The sequence below is a fragment of the Micromonospora sp. NPDC007220 genome, from assembly GCF_040634035.1.
GTDB lineage: Bacteria > Actinomycetota > Actinomycetes > Mycobacteriales > Micromonosporaceae > Micromonospora > Micromonospora reichwaldensis.
In genome coordinates, this window is the sequence record NZ_JBEYEU010000003.1 from 279,430 (window position 1) to 294,936 (window position 15,507).

Here is a 15,507-nt window from a genome sequence, read left to right on the forward strand (position 1 = left end):
CCGGGAAGACGGACACTCCCCGAGCTCTCCCTGATCTTCGGAGTGCCGGGCCCTTCCGATCAGAGCCGGCCGGGGCCGGTCAGCGCGCCGTCGAGCTCCGCGCGGATCCGGTCGACGACCTCGTCGACCGTCCCCGAACCGGTGAAGCCGGCGGCGAAGCGGTGCCCACCGCCGCCCAGCGCGACCGCCACCCGGCTGACGTCGACCGCGCCCTTGCTGCGCATCGACACCGCCCAGTCGCCGGTCGGCGTCTGCTTGACCACGCAGCTCACGTCGGCCTCGGCGGTGCACCGGACCGAGTCGATCAGCGCCTCCAGCACGTACGGGCGCTGGTCGTGACGGGCCAGGTCGTCCTGGGTCGCGTACGTCCACACCAGACCGTGCCCGGCGGCCCCGGCGGGTTCCAGACGGGCCCGGCCGAGCACCTCGCCGAAGAGGCGGACGGCGCCGAACGGCCGGGTGTCGAAGACCCGGCGGGAGATGTCACCGGGCCGGATGCCGGTCGCCAGCAGGCGGGACGCCAGCTGGTGCACCGCCGGGGTGGTCGCCTCGAACCGGAACGAGCCGGTGTCGGTGCTCAGGGCGACGTAGAGACACTCCGCGATCCCGGCGTCCAGCGGGACGCCGAGTCGGGCGAGCAGCCCCTCGGCGACCACCGAGGTGGCCGCCGCGTGCGGGTCCACCAGGTTGATCCGGCCGAAGCGGGTGTTCGACGCGTGGTGGTCGAGCACCAGCGCGGCGCCGGCGGTCTCCAGCCGGTCGACCAGGTCGCCGAGGCGCGACTCGCTGGCCGCGTCGAAGCAGATCACCAGGTCCGGGTCCGGGTACGCCTCCGTCGCCGGTACCAGCAGGTCGAGCCCGGGCAGCCCCCGGAACGGCTCCGGCACCTCCGGCGGGCCGGGAAAGGTCGCCTGCATCCGCCGCACACCCAGCCGCCGCAGCCCGAGCCCGAAGCCGAGCATGCTGCCCAGCGCGTCCCCGTCCGGGTTGACGTGGCAGATCAGCAGCACCCGCCCGTCCGGCGGCAGATCCCGTACGGCCGCGACGCCGGCGGCCCAATCCGCCTCGGTCGGGCCGGAGTCGACCGGTGGCGGCGCCTCGGCGAGGGCGCCACCGGTCGTGCCGCCGGAGGGCTCGGTCACCGCGGGTCCCCGCCCCGGGGCGGGGTCTCCTCGGCGTCCTCGTCGGCGTCGCGCGCCTCGTCGGCGTCCTCGTCCTCGTCCTCGTCCAGCCGGTACGGCTGGGGCTCGCCCGCGTACTCGGCCCGGGCGGCGATGCGCTGCACCTCGGCGTCGGCGTTGCGGGCCTGGGCGAGCAGGTCGTCGATGTGCTTGACCTGATCCTGCACGTCGTCCAGGACGAAGGTCAGCGTCGGCGAGTGCCGCAGCCCGAGCGCCTTGCCGACGGTGCTGCGCAGCATGCCCTTGGCGCTCTCCAGCGCCGCCGCCGTGCCCGCCTGGGCCGCCGCGTCGCCGAGCACCGTGTAGAAGACGGTCGCGTCGCGCAGGTCGGCGGTGATCCGGGCGTCGGTGATGGTGATCATGCCGAGCCGGGGATCCTTGATCTGGCTGCGCACCACCGACGCCACCAGTTCACGCACCCGCTCCGCGTGCCGGCGTACCTTGGCCGGATCCGACATCTTCGCCACCTCCACGGCGTACCGCTCCCGGCCGCCGCCCGGCGACGCGGAGCGCCCCGGAGCCGACGGCCCAACAACTCGAAACACTACCCGCGCGGCCACCCGCACCGCGCGCCGCCGGCACCGTCCCGGCCACCCGGCGGACAGGTGCCGCCGGGTCAGTCCTCTTCGCCGTGCAGCCGCCGGCGCACCGAGAGCAACTCGGTCTCCGGCCGGCCGGCCACCAGGCGCTCGCAGGAGTCCAGCACCTCGCGGACGTGCGACGCCTCGGCGGCCACCACGGCCACGGCGATCTCGGCCCGACCGTGCAGGTCGAGCGCTCCGACTTCGGCGGCCGACACCTCGAAACGGCGCAGCGCCGCCACGATCGGCCGTACATATGATCTCTTGGCCTTGAGCGACCGGGAGTCGCCCGGCAGCAGCAGGTCGAAGACCGCGGTTCCGGTGAACATCGCCCCGGACGATACCCGCACGACCCCCCACATGATCAAGGGGTTTACGCCTTTCGGCGCAAACCCCTCGATCAGTGGTTCAGCGGATCAGGCGCGAACCTTCTCCCGCATCTCGAAGGTCTCGATGACGTCGCCGACCTGGACGTTGTTGTAACCACCCAGGGTCAGACCACACTCGAAGCCCTCGCGCACCTCCGTGGCGTCGTCCTTGAACCGCTTGAGCGAGCTGACGGTGAGGTTGTCCGCCACCACCGACCCGTCCCGCAGCAGGCGTGCCTTGGCGTTGCGCCGGATGATGCCCGACCGGACGATGCAACCGGAGATGTTGCCGATCTTGGACGAGCGGAAGACGTCGCGGATCTCCGCGGTGCCCAGCTCGACCTCCTCGTACTCCGGCTTGAGCAGGCCCTTGAGCGCGGCCTCGATCTCCTCGATGGCCTGGTAGATCACGGTGTAGTACCGGATCTCCACAGCCTCGCGGTCGGCGATCTCGCGGACCTTGTTGGCGGCCCGCACGTTGAAACCGATGATCGTGACCGGTTCGGACGACGCGCTCGCGAGCATGACGTCGCTCTCGGTGATCGCGCCCACGCCCCGGTGGATGATCCTGAGCTGGACCTCCTCCGGGATGTCGAGGTTGAACAGCGCGTCCTCGAGGGCCTCCACGGAACCGGAGACGTCGCCCTTGAGCACCAGGTTGAGCGAGGTCTTCTCGCCCTCCTTGAGCTGCTCCATGAGCGTCTCGAGAGTGGCCCGGCCGCGGGAGTTGGCGAACGACGCCGCCCGCCGCCGTGCCTGCCGCTGCTCGGCGATCTGGCGCACCGTGCGGTCGTCCTCGGCCGCCAGGAACGTGTCGCCGGCACCGGGCACCGCGGTCAGACCGAGCACCAGGACCGGACGGGCCGGACCTGCCTCGGCGACCTGGTTGCCGTTCTCGTCGAGCATCGCCCGGACCCGGCCGTGCGCCCCACCGGCGACGATGGAGTCGCCCGCCCGCAGGGTGCCCTTCTGCACCAGCACCGTCGCCACCGCACCGCGGCCCTTGTCCAGGTGCGCCTCGATGGCCACACCCTGCGCCGGCCCGTCGATCGGAGCGGTCAGCTCCAGCGACGCGTCGGCGGTCAGCAGGACCGCCTCGAGCAGCTCGTCGATGCCGATGCCCGGCTTCGCCGCCACGTTGACGAACATGGTGTCGCCGCCGTACTCCTCGGCGACGAGGCCGTACTCGGTCAGCTGCTGGCGGACCTTGTCCGGGTTCGCCTCCGGCTTGTCGACCTTGTTGACCGCCACCACGATCGGCACGTCGGCCGCCTTGGCGTGGTTCAACGCCTCGATCGTCTGCGGCATGACACCGTCGTCGGCCGCGACGACGAGCACCACGATGTCGGTGACCTGGGCACCACGGGCACGCATGGCGGTGAACGCCTCGTGACCCGGGGTGTCGATGAAGGTCACCGCGCGGTCCTCGCCCTCGTGCGGCACGTGGACCTGGTAGGCACCGATGTGCTGGGTGATGCCACCCGCCTCGCCGGCCACGACGTTCGCCTTGCGGATCGCGTCGAGCAGCTTGGTCTTACCGTGGTCGACGTGACCCATGACGGTCACGACCGGCGCACGGTCGACCAGGCGGTCCTCCGCGACCTCGGCGTCGAGGTCGATGTTGAACTGCGCGAGCAGCTCGCGGTCCTCGTCCTCCGGGCTGACGATCTGCACGTTGAAGCCGAGGTGCTCACCCAGCAGGAGCAGGGTGTCGTCGGAGCACGACTGGGTCGCCGTGACCATCTCGCCCAGGTTGAACATCTCCTGGACCAGCGAACCCGGGTTGGCGTTGATCTTGTCGGCGAAGTCCGACAGCGAGGCGCCACGGGAGAGCCGGACGACCTGACCCTGACCCCGGGGGGCACCCGAGCTCATGGTCGGGGCCGACAGGTTGTCGAACTCCTGTCTGCGCTGCTTCTTGGACTTGCGACCGCGCGTCGGCCGGCCACCCGGACGCCCGAAGGCACCCGCGGCGCCGCCGCCACGGCCACGACCGCCACCACCCGGACGACCGCCGCCGCCGGCCGGAGCACCCGGACGGAAACCGCCGCCCGGCGCACCGCCGCCGCCACCGGGACCGCCACGGTAGCCACCGCCACCGCCGCCGCCACCGGGACCGCCGCGGAAGCCACCGCCACCGCCGCCGCCACCGGGACCGCCGCGGAAGCCACCGCCACCGCCGCCGCCACCGGGACGACCCGCGCCGCCACCGGGACCGCGACCGGCGCCACCGGGGCCGGGGCGACCGGTAGCGGGACGCTGGCTCGGCATGGAGGCCGGGCTCGGACGGGGCGGCATGGAGGCCGGGCTCGGACGCGGCGGCATGCCGGCCGGGCTGGGCCGGGGGCCACCCGGACCGGCGGCCGGAGGCCGCTGCTGCTGCTGGCTGCCCTGGATGCCGAACGGGTTGTTACCGGCGCCGCGCGCCGGCGGACGCCCGCCCGGACGACCACCCGGACCCGGTGCCGGCGTGCCGGGACGACCGGCGGCCGGGGAACCCGGGCGGGGCGGCATGGCACCCGGCCCCGGTCGGGGACCGGGACGGTTGCCACCGTCCGCCGGGGGCTCCCGGCGGACGTTCTCACGCTGCTGCTGCCGAGCGGCCTGGGCGGCCTTGACCGCCGCCTCCTGCTCAGCCTTCAGCGCGGCGGCACGCGCCTCGGCGGCCGCCACCTCGATGTCGTGGGCACTCGCCGGCTTGGCGACCGGGGCCGCGGGCTGCGGCGGACCGGGCACCGGGCCCTTGGGCTTGGGACCGGGCGCCGGCGCGGCCGGCCGCCGGGGCGGCATCGGCTTGGCCGAGACCCGGGGCCCACCGGGGGCCGGGGAGGGCGTCGAGGTCGGGGTCGGGGTCGGCGCCGGGGCGGCCGCCGGTGGGGCGGCTGGTGCCGGAGAACCGGCGCCGGCGACGAATGCGCTACGCAGCCGTCGGGCGACGGGCGCCTCGACGGTGCTGGACGCGGACTTCACGAACTCGCCCATCTCCTTGAGCTTGGCGAGAACGGTCTTGCTTTCGACCCCGAGCTCTTTTGCAAGCTCGTGTACGCGGGCCTTACCTGCCACTGCACTCCTCACTCCGAGGTCGTGCGGGCAGCACCCGCAGCGACCTCACTCGTGCACTTGAAGCCTGGTCATTTCAGGGACTTCATCGTGTGCTCATGTCGGTCGTCCTACCCTGCTAGCGACCCTCGCCCGGTCGGGCTGACCGGACGTAGTGGTTGGCGCATCGACGTGCTCCGCAAGCTCACCGTGGTCGGGGACCCCGGTGAGGCGCAGCGCACGCCCGAAAGCGCGTCGCCGCACCGCTTGCGCGAAGCAGGCCGGATCCGGGTGCATGTTCGCTCCCCGACCCGGCAGCCTGCGGGCCGGATCGGGCCGAAGGCTGTGACCAGCCTCGTCGCCGACCGCGACGATCCGCAGCAATTCGCTGGCCGGCGCACGTCGCCGGCAACCCACACAGGTGCGTTCCGGCAGCGCGCGTCGTACCACTGGAGAAAGTCTACCCCTAGGAGCCCGAGATCGCGCCGCCCGGCTCCGGGACGTGATCAGCTGCGCCCCGGCCGGCGGCACCGGACTGCTCGGCGTCGGACCGGATGTCGATCCGCCAACCGGTCAACCGGGCCGCAAGTCGGGCGTTCTGCCCCTCCCGGCCGATGGCGAGGGAGAGCTGGAAGTCCGGGACGGTGACCCGGGCGGTGCGGGTGGCCAGGTCGACCACCTCGACCCGCAGGGCCTTGGCCGGCGACAGGGCGTTGCCGACGAACGTCGCCGGGTCGTCCGACCAGTCGATGATGTCGATCTTCTCGCCGTGCAGCTCGCTCATGACGGCCCGTACCCGCTGCCCCATCGGGCCGATGCAGGCGCCCTTGGGGTTGACCCCCTGGGTCGTGGAGCGGACCGCGATCTTCGTACGGTGACCCGCCTCACGTGCGATCGCGCCGATCTCGACCGTGCCGTCGGCGATCTCCGGCACCTCGAGCGCGAAGAGCTTCTTGACCAGCGCCGGGTGCGACCGGGAGAGGGTGATCTGCGGCCCGCGCATCCCCTTGGCCACGTGCACCACCACGCAGCGGATCCGCTCGCCGTGCGCGTAGCGCTCGCCGGGCACCTGCTCGGACTGCGGCAGGACGCCCTCCAGCTTGCCGAGGTCGACGCTGACGATGCCCTTCTCGGTGCGCGTCTCGTGCGCCTGCACCACGCCGGTGACCAGGTCACCCTCGCGGCCCACGTACTCGCCGAAGTGCACCTCGTCGGTGGCCTCCCGCAGTCGCTGGAGGATGACCTGCTTGGCGGTCATGGCGGCGATCCGACCGAAGTCGTGCGGGGTGTCGTCCCACTCCCGTACGACGGTGCCGTCGTCGTCCAGCTCCTGCGCGTAGACCAGGGCCGCGCCGGACTTGCGGTCGATCTCCACCCGGGCGTGCGACTCCGCCCCCTCGGTGTGCCGGTAGGCGGTCAGCAGCGCGGTCTCGATCGCCGCGAGGATCGTGTCGAACGGGATCTCCCGCTCGCGCTCGAGTGCGCGCAGCGCCGCGAGGTCGATGTTCACCTCTCCTCGTCCTCCACATCATCTTCGTCGTCGAAGTCGTCGGTGTCGTCCATGTCGTCGGGTCCGTCCGTCTCCTCGATCTCGTCGAGGCGGTGGAACTCGACCTGCACCCGGCCGGGGCCGAGCTCTGCGTACGTCCACGTGGCGCGGCCGGCGTCGGTCTCCAGCACCACGCGCTCGTCGTCGGCCTCGACCACCCGGCCGGTGACCTGCCGGTCGCCGGTGGGCTGCCCGGCGGGTTGGCCGGACGGGGCGCCCGCGCCGCGGGCGGTCACCTTCACCAGCCGGCCGACGTTGCGCCGCCAGTGCCGGGGCAGGGTGAGCGGCCGGTCCACGCCGGGGGAGCTGACCTCCAGCTGGTACTCCCCGGCGACGAGGTCGCCGGAGGCCTCCTCGGCCGCGTCGAGGGCCGCGGAGACGGCCCGGGAGACCTCGGCGACGGCATCCAGGTTGATCCCGCCGTCGGCGTCCACGATCACCCGCACCACGTGCCGCCGGCCGGCGCGGGAGACGGAGAGTTCCTCCAGGTCGTAACCGGCGCCGGCAACCACCGGCTCGATCACCTCACGCAGCCGGGCCCGCCGGGCGGCGAGGTCGCCGCGCGGGCCGCCGGCACGCTCCCCGCCCCGTGGGGCGTCGGCGCGTCGGGGTCTCCCCGCCGGACCCGTCGACCTCGTGGCACGGCCACGCTGCGTCATCTCCGCACCCTCCTGCTGATCGACGGCACCCGGTCGGCCGCCATGCCGGCACGCCACCGGAGCTGACGCGCCGGTGGCTGCGCAGAGCGTAACGCGCCTGCCGCGCGGCGGGCCGGGCGGCGCACCGACGCCGGTCGCCCACGTACGGCCGGTGATGGTGTTGACTTGTCCGGTGGCGACGGGCAGAACGACACGACGCGGCGAGGCAACCGGGCATTCCCGGCGAAAGGTGCTGCGCGCCGGGGTGCTCCTGGCGCTCGGCGGAGCGGCGGCGCCGCTGACCGGTTGCGGCCTCCTGAGCCGCGACGACGACCCCACCCCCGGGCCGGATCCGCTCACGCCGCTGCTCGACGAGGCGCTCCGGCTCGCCGCCGGGCACCGGGACGCCGCCGCCGCGCACCCCGCGCTCGCCGGCCTGCTCACGCCGATCGCCGAGGCGCACCGCGCGCACGCGGCCGAACTCGCCCGGCTCATCGGCGTACCGCTGCCCTCGGCGTCCGCCGCGGCCACGCCCGCCGCGCCGGGCGGCCCGGCGGCGGCACGGGCCGCGCTGCGCGAGGACGAACGCGCCGCCCAGGAGGCGGCGACCCGGGCCTGCGCGGCGGCGCCGGCGGAGCGGGCCGCGCTGCTCGCCTCGATCGCCGCCGCCCGGGCCACGCACGTGGAGGTGCTGAGGTGACCGCGCCCACACCGCCGGGGCCGGCCGGGGCGCTGGGCGCGGTGCTCTCCGCCGAGTACGCCGCGATCTGGGCGTACGGGCCCATCGGGGTACGCCTCACCGGCGCCGCCCGGACCGCCGCGAAGGAGGCGGAGGCCGCGCACCGGCGCCGCCGCGACGACCTGATCGTGCAGTTGAGCGCCGGTGGCGGGAACGTCCCGCCGGACCGGGCCGGCTACACGCTGCCGTTCCCGGTCACCGACCGGGCGAGCGCGCTGCGGCTGGCCGCCGAGGTGGAGGAGCGCACGGCCGCGTTCTGGCGGGCGGTGGTGCCGGCCACCAGCGGCGCCGACCGGGACAGGGCCCTGGCCGCCCTGGTCGAGTACGCCGTACGGGCCACCCGCTGGCGACGGACGGCCGGGATCACCCCGCTGACGGTGCCGTTCCCGGGCCGACCCGCCTGACCGGCCGACCCTCGACGCCCGCTCCGGTTGCGGGTCGCATACCAGGTATGCATACTCCGTTGCCATGTCCATCCGTCACGGGCTGCTCGCCCTGCTCGAACGCGGCCAGATGTACGGCTACCAGCTGCGCGCCGCGTTCGAGGAGTCGACCGGCTCGACCTGGCCGCTGAACATCGGGCAGGTCTACACCACCCTGTCCCGGCTGGAGCGGGACGGGCTGGTCCGGTCGCTGCCCGAGAGCGAGACGGGGCAGCGCCCGTACGAGATCACCGACGCCGGGCGGACGGACCTGGCCCTGTGGTTCGCCACGCCGATCAGCCGCACCGACCGGCCCCGCGACGAGCTGGCGATCAAGCTCGCCCTCGCGCTGACCACCCCCGGGGTGGACGTCCGGTCGGTCGTGCAGACCCAGCGCAGCGCGACCATGCGGACGTTGCAGGAGTTGACCCGGTTGAAGTACGCCAGCGACCGCCCCGAGGACCTGCCGTGGCGGCTGGTGCTGGACGCCATGGCCTTCCAGGCCGAGGCCGAGGTGCGCTGGCTGGACCACTGCGAGACCAGCCTCGTGCGCTACCGTCCGGCGGAGCCCGGCCGCGTCCCGACGACGCCTGCCGAGGCGGTGGACCGGGCGGACGAGGAGGCGCGACGGTGAGCACGGGGAACCGGCCGGCGGACGGGAGCCCGACCACGCCGGTGCTGGACGTGCGTGACGTGCACCGCACCCACGGCGCCGGCGCGGCGGCCGTGCACGCGCTGCGCGGGGTGAGCCTCGCCGTGCGCGCGGGGGAACTCGTCGCCGTGATGGGACCGTCCGGCTCGGGGAAGTCGACCCTGCTCGCCCTGGCCGGCGGGCTGGACGGCCCGACCGCGGGCGAGGTGTACGTGGAGGGCGAGCCGCTCGGTGCCCTCGACCGGCGGCGGCTGGCCCAGGTGCGGCGCCGCCGCATCGGCTACGTCTTCCAGGACCTCAACCTGCTCGGCAGCCTCAGCGCCGTGGAGAACGTCGCCCTCCCCCTCGAACTCGACGGCACGGGCGTACGCCGGGCCCGCCGCCTGGCGCTGGACGCGCTGTCCGAGGTGGGCCTGACCGCGCTGGCCGACCGGTTCCCCGACCAGCTCTCCGGCGGGCAGCAGCAGCGGGTGGCCATCGCCCGCGCGCTCGTCGGGGAGCGCCGGCTGGTGCTCGCCGACGAACCGACCGGCGCGCTGGACTCGCAGACCGGTGAGGCGGTGCTGCACCTGCTACGCCGGCGCGTCGACGCCGGGGCCGCCGCCGTGCTGGTCACCCACGAGGCGCGCCACGCCGCCTGGGCCGACCGGGTGGTCTTCCTGCGCGACGGGGTGCTTGTCGACACGACGGCCCCGCTGGGCAGCGTGGAGCAGCTGCTGAGCGGCAGCGGTCGGTGAGCGCGAGCCGGGGCGGCCGGCTCGCCCGGGCCGCCGGTTCCTGGTGGGCCGCGCTGCGGATCGCCCGGCGGGAGGCCCGGCGGGCCCGGGGGCGTACGGCGCTGGTGCTCGCGATGATCACGCTGCCGGTGCTGGTGCTGAGCTTCACCGCGGTGAGCTGGCGGATGTCCGAGCTGACCCCGGTGGAGCGGGCCGACCGCCAACTCGGCGCGGCCGACGCGGAGCTGAACTGGGTGACGCGGACCCCCCTCGCGCAGAGCACCTGGGCCGAGACCTGGCGTACCGACCCGGACGACGGTCCCTCGGCCGGGCCCGTCACCGCCGGGCAGGTGGCCGCCCTGCTGCCGGCCGGGAGCCGGGTGGTCCCGCTGCGCCGCTGGGTGTCGTTCGACGCTCTGGTCGGCGAGCGGGTCGACAACACGCTCACGGGCCGCGCCGTGGACCTCACCGACCCGCTCGGGCGGGGGCTGGTCCGGTTCCACTCGGGGCGGGCGCCGGCCGGGCCGGACGAGATCGCGGTCAGCCCGGCGGCCCTGCGCCGCCTCGACGCCCGCCTCGGCGACACCGTCACGTCCGGCGACGGCGCCCGCTCCTGGCGGGTGGTCGGGGTGGCCGAGTACCCCGACGACCTGGGCCCGGTGGTGACGCTGCACCCGTCGGAGGGGCGGATGGAGGCCGAGCCGGGCACGAGCTGGCTGGTCGACCTGCCCGGCGACCCCGACGAGGAGCTGTTCCGCCGGCTCAACGCCCACGGCGTCGTGGTGCACGCCCGGGTCCCCGCCCCGGCGTCGGACACCGTCACGTTCGCGCCGTACGGCCGCTCCACCATGGACGTGGAGGGGATGAGCGTCTCGGTGCTCGTCGGCGGGCTGGGGCTGCTGGAGGTGGTGCTGCTCGTCGGGCCGGCCTTCGCGGTCGGCGTACGGCGGCGGCGCCGGGACCTCGCGCTGGTCGCCGTGGCGGGCGGGGACGACGCCCACCTGCGCCGCATCGTGCTGGCCGACGGCGTGGTGCTGGGTGCCGTCGGCGCCGCCCTCGGGGTCGCGCTGGGCGTCGCCGCCGCGTTCGCCGGCCGCCCCCTGGTGGAGCAGCACCTCTTCGGCGCGCGCTTCGGCGCGTACCGCTGGTGGCCGGAGGCGCTCGCGGCGATCGCGGCCGTCGCGGTGCTGGCCGGGGTGCTGGCCGCGCTGGCCCCGGCCTGGACGGCCGCCCGGCAGGACGTGGTGGCGGGGCTGGCCGGCCGGCGCACCCCGCCGGCGCACCGGCGACGCTGGTTGACAGTCGGGGCGGTCCTGGCCGCCGCCGGGGCCGCGGTGGCCGCGTTCGGGGCGGCCCGGACGGCGCCGGCGGTCATCCTGGCCGGCCTCGTCGTCGGCGAGCTGGGCCTGGTCTTCGCCACCCCGACGCTGGTCGGCCTGCTCGCCCGCCTCGGGCGGTCGCTGCCGCTGGCGCCCCGGATCGCGCTGCGCGACGCCAGCCGCAACCGGTCGTCGACCGCGCCCGCGATCTCCGCCGTGATGGCCGCGGTCGCCGGCAGCGTCGCCATCGGGGTGTACCTGGCCAGCGACGACGCCCGGTCGGCCACGATGTACCTGCCGGCCCTGCCGGCCACCACGGTGCTGGTCACCGGGTCGGACGGGGAAACCCTGCCCGACCTGCCCGGGGTCAGCGAGGCCGCGCGCGCCCACCTGGGGGTCCGGACGGTGGCGCCGCTGGCGGAGCCCCGGTGCGGGACGGCCACCGACCTGTGTGTGGTCTCGCCGGTGCTGCCCGCCGAGCGCGTCTGCCCGTGGACGCCGGGCGACAGGCTCAGCCCGGAGCAGCAGCGCCGCGCCCGCGCCGACGCCCGCTGCGCGGAACCCGAGGAGCACCTCGGCCGGTACTTCCACGTCCTGGTGGACGACGGGACGGCCCTGCCGGCGCTCACCGGCGCCGCCCCCGCCGACGTCGCCGCCGCCACCGCCGTGCTGCGGGCCGGCGGCGCGGTCGTGACCGATCCACGCTACGTGCGCGACGGGCGGGTCGACGTGCGGGTGACCCGCGCCGGGCAGGCCCGGCCCGACCCCCAGGCCGTCACCACCGTCGCCGGGTATCCGCTGCCCACCGCGCTGGGGGCGGACCGGCTGCTGCTCTCCCCGGCGGCCGCCGGGCGGCTCGGCCTCGACGTCCACCCGCTCGGTTGGGCGATCGCCGCCGACGGCGTGCCCGACGAGGACCGGCAGGACCGGTTCGTCGCCGCCGTACGTCCGCTGCACGCGCAGGTCGAGATCGACCGGGGCACGCAGGGCGACGCGGGGCGGCCGCTGCTGCTCCTGCTGGCCGCCGCCGCCGGGGTGATCACCCTGGGCGCCGCCGCCATCGCCACCGGGCTGGCGGCGGCCGAGGGGCGGGCCGACCTGTCCACCCTCGCGGCGGTCGGCGCCGGCCCGGGACTGCGCCGGCTGCTCTCGCTCTGCCAGTCCGGGGTGATCGCCGTACTGGGCTCCGCGCTCGGCATCGTCGCCGGCCTCGGCTCCGCGTCGATCATCCTGACCGCCCTCAACCGCCGGTACGCCGCCCTGTGGCCGGTCACGGAGCCGTACCCGGTGGTGGTCCCCTGGACCACGCTCGGCGTCCTGGTGGTGGTGCCGCTGGTCGCGATGCTCGGCGCGGGCTTCTTCACCCGGTCCCGGCTGCCGGTCGAGCGACGTCTCGACTGACGGGCCGGGAGCGGGCACACTGGTCGCCGTGCCCGTACTGGGAGCCCTGACCCGCCGGGTCGGTCACCACCGCTGGTTCGGCGCCGCCGTCCGCCTGCTCGTCCCCGCCGACCGGATGGTGGGGCGGCTCACCCGGGGGCGGGTGGTCGCGCTCGGGCTCATCCCGTCGCTGGTCATCACGACCACCGGCCGCCGCTCCGGCAAGCCGCGCAGCAATCCGCTGCTCTACGTGCCCGACGGCGACGCGTACGTGGTGGTCGGCTCCAACTTCGGCCAGACCCACCAGCCCGGCTGGGCGATGAACCTGCGCGCCGATCCGGCCGCCGAGGTGGCCGTCAAGGGCCGCCGCGTCCCGGTGCGCGCCGACGTCGCCACCGGCGCCGAACGGGACCGCCTCTGGACGCTGCTGGTCACCGAGTGGCCCGCCTACCGCGCGTACGCCCAGCGGGCCGGCGGCCGGGAGATCCTCGTCTTCCGGCTGGTGCCCACCGGGCGCGGCGTGCCGGGCGGGCCGACCGCCCGCGAATAGGCTGGTGCGGTGACCGGCGCCGACGGCGAACCCCACCCCGACGATCCACGGTGGGCGGTGGCCGAACGGGTCGCCGACGCCGTGCGCCGGCGGTTCCCGGCCGACGTGCTGGCGGTCGCGGTGCACGGCCCGCTCGCCCACGGCGACGACGACGGCGGCGGGGACGGCGAGGTCGGACTGCTGGTGGTGACGTACCGGCCCGGCGGCGGGCCGTCCCCGGCGACGCGGCGGGTCGACGGCGTGCTGGTCGACCTGACCGTGGCCGGCGCCGACGACTACCTGCGCCAGGCCCGGGTGATCTCCCCGCTCTGGCCGTTGACCGCCGACCGCTACGTCAGCACCCGGGCGTTGCACGACCCCACCGGCTGGCTGCGCACCCTGCGCGACGAGCACCTGGGCCGGCTGGCCCGGGCCCGGCCGGCCGAGTTCAGCACGGCGGCCCGCCGGGCCTGGTACCGGGGCGGGGCGGCGCACGCCCGGGCCGCCCGGCTGGCCGAGTGGTACGAGACCGACCAGGCGCTGCTGATGCTCGGCGAGGCGCGGCTGGCGGCGGCCACGGTCGCCGGACTGCTCAGCCGCACCTACTTCCGGGACCCGGGCGACGCGGTGCGTCGGACGGGACTGGCGGGCGCGGACATGACCGAGGTGGGCGTCGTCCTGACCCGCCAGGCGGCCGAGCTGGCGGCCCGGGGCCGCCCCGTCGACGGCACGGTCGACGACCTTCTCGACGGCTGACACCGCGCCGGACGGCGCCCGCCGGGCGCCGGGAGGGCCGGCGCGGGAAGGTCAGCCGAGCCCGCCCTGCACGCCGATGAGGGTGCCGACGAGATACGTGGCGCCGGCCGCCGCCGCGCCGAGCAGGAGCTGACGCAGACCGCCGGACCACCAGGGCCGGGCGGTGAACCGGGCGACCACCGCCCCGGCCACGAAGAGCCCGAGCCCGCCGACCGCGAGCGCCAGCCACAGGCTCGTCGCGCCGAACAGGTACGTCAGCAGCGGCACCAGCGCCCCGACCGAGAAGAACAGGAAGGACGAGATCGCGGCGGCCCAGGGGCTCGGCTGCTCGTCCGGGTCGACGCCGAGCTCCTCCCGGACGTGCACCCGCAGCGCCTCCTCCGGATTGCGCCGGACGGCCTGGGCGACCTCCATGGCCAGGTCGGGCGGCAGTCCCCGGGCGACCCACGCCTCGGCCAGCTCGCGCGCCTCCGCCTCGGGGTGCCGCTCCAGCTCGCGGCGCTCCTTGGCGACCTCGGCCGCGACCTGTTCGTTCGCCGAGCGGACGCTGGTGTACTCCCCCAGCCCCATCGAGATGGCGCCGGCCACCAGGCCGGCCACGCCGGTGAGCACGACGCTGCGCGGCGACACCCCGCCGCCCGCCACCCCGGCGATCAGGGCGATGTTGGTGACCAGCCCGTCCATCGCCCCGAAGACGGCGGGGCGCAGCCAACCGCCGGAGACGTCCGCGTGGTGCGCCTCACGCAGCGCCGCCGGGGTCTCCGTCACGGCAGCGTGAGGATCTCGTGGCCGTCCTCGGTCACCACGATGGTGTGCTCGAACTGGGCCGTCCACCTGCGGTCCTTCGTCACCACGGTCCAGCCGTCGTCCCACATGTCGTACTCGTGGGTGCCGAGGGTGATCATAGGCTCGATGGTGAAGGTCATCCCCGGCTCCATCACGTCCGTGGGGCGGGGGCTGTCGTAGTGCGGCACGTAGAGCCCGCTGTGGAACGCCTCGCCGATCCCGTGGCCGGTGAAGTCACGCACGACGCCGTAGCCGAAGCGCTTCGCGTACGACTCGATGACCCGGCCGATCACGTTGATCTGGCGGCCCGGGGCGACCGCGCGGATGCCGCGCATCATCGCCTCGTGGGTCCGCTCGACCAGCAGCCGGGCCTCCTCGTCGACCTCGCCCACGCAGAAGGTGGCGTCCGTGTCGCCGTGCACCCCGTCGAGGTACGCGGTCACGTCGACGTTGATGATGTCGCCGTCGGCGAGCACGGTGGAGTCGGGGATGCCGTGGCAGATCACCTCGTTGAGGCTGGTGCAGCAGGACTTCGGGAAGCCCCGGTAGCCCAGCGTCGACGGGTAGGCGCCGTGGTCGCAGAGGAACTCGTGCACGACCCGGTCGATCTCGTCGGTGCTCACGCCCGGCTTGCAGTGCTCGCCGGCGAGCTGGGTGGCCTGCGCCGCGAGCCGACCGGCGACCCGCATCTTCTCGATGGTCTCCGGGGTCTGCACGTGGGAGCCGCGCCACTCCTGGGGACGCTTCTTGCCCACGTACTCCGGGCGGACGATGTGGGCGGGCACGGGCCGCAACGGGGTGAGCGTGCCGGGGGTCAGCGGCGCACGGACGGTCATGACGCGAGTTTATCGC

The 15,507-nt window shown here is 75.2% G+C and carries 16 protein-coding genes; 7 read left to right on the forward strand and 9 right to left on the reverse strand.

The features are described 5' to 3' along the window. Window positions 1-59: 59 nt before the first annotated feature. The 7 genes from ABZ573_RS09645 to rimP form a co-directional block, all read right to left on the reverse strand. The gene (locus ABZ573_RS09645) at window positions 60-1,142 is read right to left on the reverse strand and encodes a bifunctional oligoribonuclease/PAP phosphatase NrnA (RefSeq protein ID WP_327030809.1); all 1,083 of its coding nucleotides are present in this window, start codon (window positions 1,140-1,142) and stop codon (window positions 60-62) included. Next, on the reverse strand, window positions 1,139-1,639 hold the full coding sequence (rbfA, locus tag ABZ573_RS09650; protein ID WP_358117123.1) for a 30S ribosome-binding factor RbfA: 501 nt from the start codon (window positions 1,637-1,639) through the stop codon (window positions 1,139-1,141). The genes ABZ573_RS09645 and rbfA overlap by 4 nt, the downstream gene beginning before the upstream one ends. 158 nt (window positions 1,640-1,797) lie before the next feature. Next, window positions 1,798-2,091, reverse strand: a complete 294-nt coding sequence (locus ABZ573_RS09655) for a DUF503 domain-containing protein (protein ID WP_091620728.1) — start codon at window positions 2,089-2,091, stop codon at window positions 1,798-1,800. An 87-nt stretch (window positions 2,092-2,178) separates the two neighbouring features. Continuing rightward, window positions 2,179-5,193 carry a translation initiation factor IF-2 gene (gene infB / locus ABZ573_RS09660; RefSeq protein WP_327030808.1) on the reverse strand — a complete coding sequence of 1,005 codons (3,015 nt, stop codon included), beginning with the start codon at window positions 5,191-5,193 and terminating at the stop codon, window positions 2,179-2,181. 93 nt (window positions 5,194-5,286) lie between these two features. Beyond that, entirely contained in the window at window positions 5,287-5,619 is a 333-nt protein-coding gene (locus ABZ573_RS09665; RefSeq protein WP_132232814.1) for a YlxR family protein, read from the reverse strand. A gap of 16 nt (window positions 5,620-5,635) precedes the next feature. Continuing rightward, window positions 5,636-6,679, reverse strand: a complete 1,044-nt coding sequence (gene nusA, locus ABZ573_RS09670; RefSeq protein ID WP_358117128.1) for a transcription termination factor NusA — start codon at window positions 6,677-6,679, stop codon at window positions 5,636-5,638. After that, on the reverse strand, window positions 6,676-7,377 hold the full coding sequence (rimP, locus tag ABZ573_RS09675; protein WP_151455948.1) for a ribosome maturation factor RimP: 702 nt from the start codon (window positions 7,375-7,377) through the stop codon (window positions 6,676-6,678). Before rimP ends, nusA begins: the two co-directional genes overlap by 4 nt. Before the next feature lie 229 nt (window positions 7,378-7,606). Here rimP and ABZ573_RS09680 point away from each other — a divergent pair, with 229 nt between their 5' ends. From ABZ573_RS09680 to ABZ573_RS09710, 7 genes are all read left to right on the forward strand, one after another. Next, on the forward strand, window positions 7,607-8,056 hold the full coding sequence (locus ABZ573_RS09680) for a hypothetical protein (RefSeq protein ID WP_151455957.1): 450 nt from the start codon (window positions 7,607-7,609) through the stop codon (window positions 8,054-8,056). Further along, on the forward strand, window positions 8,053-8,499 hold the full coding sequence (locus tag ABZ573_RS09685; protein WP_151455949.1) for a ferritin-like domain-containing protein: 447 nt from the start codon (window positions 8,053-8,055) through the stop codon (window positions 8,497-8,499). The genes ABZ573_RS09680 and ABZ573_RS09685 overlap by 4 nt, the downstream gene beginning before the upstream one ends. A 64-nt stretch (window positions 8,500-8,563) precedes the next feature. Beyond that, complete coding sequence (locus tag ABZ573_RS09690; RefSeq protein ID WP_358117132.1) at window positions 8,564-9,151, forward strand: PadR family transcriptional regulator; 588 nt, start codon at window positions 8,564-8,566, stop codon at window positions 9,149-9,151. Then, entirely contained in the window at window positions 9,148-9,906 is a 759-nt protein-coding gene (locus ABZ573_RS09695; protein ID WP_192581482.1) for an ABC transporter ATP-binding protein, read from the forward strand. Before ABZ573_RS09690 ends, ABZ573_RS09695 begins: the two co-directional genes overlap by 4 nt. Further along, entirely contained in the window at window positions 9,903-12,605 is a 2,703-nt protein-coding gene (locus ABZ573_RS09700; RefSeq protein WP_358117135.1) for an FtsX-like permease family protein, read from the forward strand. Before ABZ573_RS09695 ends, ABZ573_RS09700 begins: the two co-directional genes overlap by 4 nt. Before the next feature lie 28 nt (window positions 12,606-12,633). Then, window positions 12,634-13,134, forward strand: coding sequence for a nitroreductase/quinone reductase family protein (locus tag ABZ573_RS09705; RefSeq protein ID WP_327030804.1), 501 nt, complete (start codon window positions 12,634-12,636; stop codon window positions 13,132-13,134). A gap of 9 nt (window positions 13,135-13,143) precedes the next feature. Then, window positions 13,144-13,869 (forward strand): nucleotidyltransferase domain-containing protein, encoded by a 726-nt coding sequence (locus ABZ573_RS09710; protein WP_327030803.1) that lies wholly within the window; start codon window positions 13,144-13,146, stop codon window positions 13,867-13,869. A 51-nt stretch (window positions 13,870-13,920) separates the two neighbouring features. Here ABZ573_RS09710 and ABZ573_RS09715 read toward each other — a convergent pair whose 3' ends face one another. Both ABZ573_RS09715 and map read right to left on the reverse strand, forming a co-directional pair. Beyond that, entirely contained in the window at window positions 13,921-14,637 is a 717-nt protein-coding gene (locus ABZ573_RS09715; RefSeq protein ID WP_132232798.1) for a VIT1/CCC1 transporter family protein, read from the reverse strand. Continuing rightward, entirely contained in the window at window positions 14,634-15,491 is an 858-nt protein-coding gene (gene map, locus ABZ573_RS09720; protein ID WP_132232796.1) for a type I methionyl aminopeptidase, read from the reverse strand. Before map ends, ABZ573_RS09715 begins: the two co-directional genes overlap by 4 nt. Window positions 15,492-15,507: the final 16 nt, after the last annotated feature.

Bases quoted from the DNA above. Each gene is read 5' to 3' on its own strand.
- rbfA (WP_358117123.1), bottom strand. From the start codon at position 1,639: ATGTCGGATCCGGCCAAGGTACGCCGGCACGCGGAGCGGGTGCGTGAA.
- ABZ573_RS09655 (WP_091620728.1), bottom strand. From the start codon at position 2,091: ATGTTCACCGGAACCGCGGTCTTCGACCTGCTGCTGCCGGGCGACTCC.
- rimP (WP_151455948.1), bottom strand. From the start codon at position 7,377: ATGACGCAGCGTGGCCGTGCCACGAGGTCGACGGGTCCGGCGGGGAGA.
- ABZ573_RS09690 (WP_358117132.1), top strand. From the start codon at position 8,564: ATGTCCATCCGTCACGGGCTGCTCGCCCTGCTCGAACGCGGCCAGATG.
- map (WP_132232796.1), bottom strand. From the start codon at position 15,491: ATGACCGTCCGTGCGCCGCTGACCCCCGGCACGCTCACCCCGTTGCGG.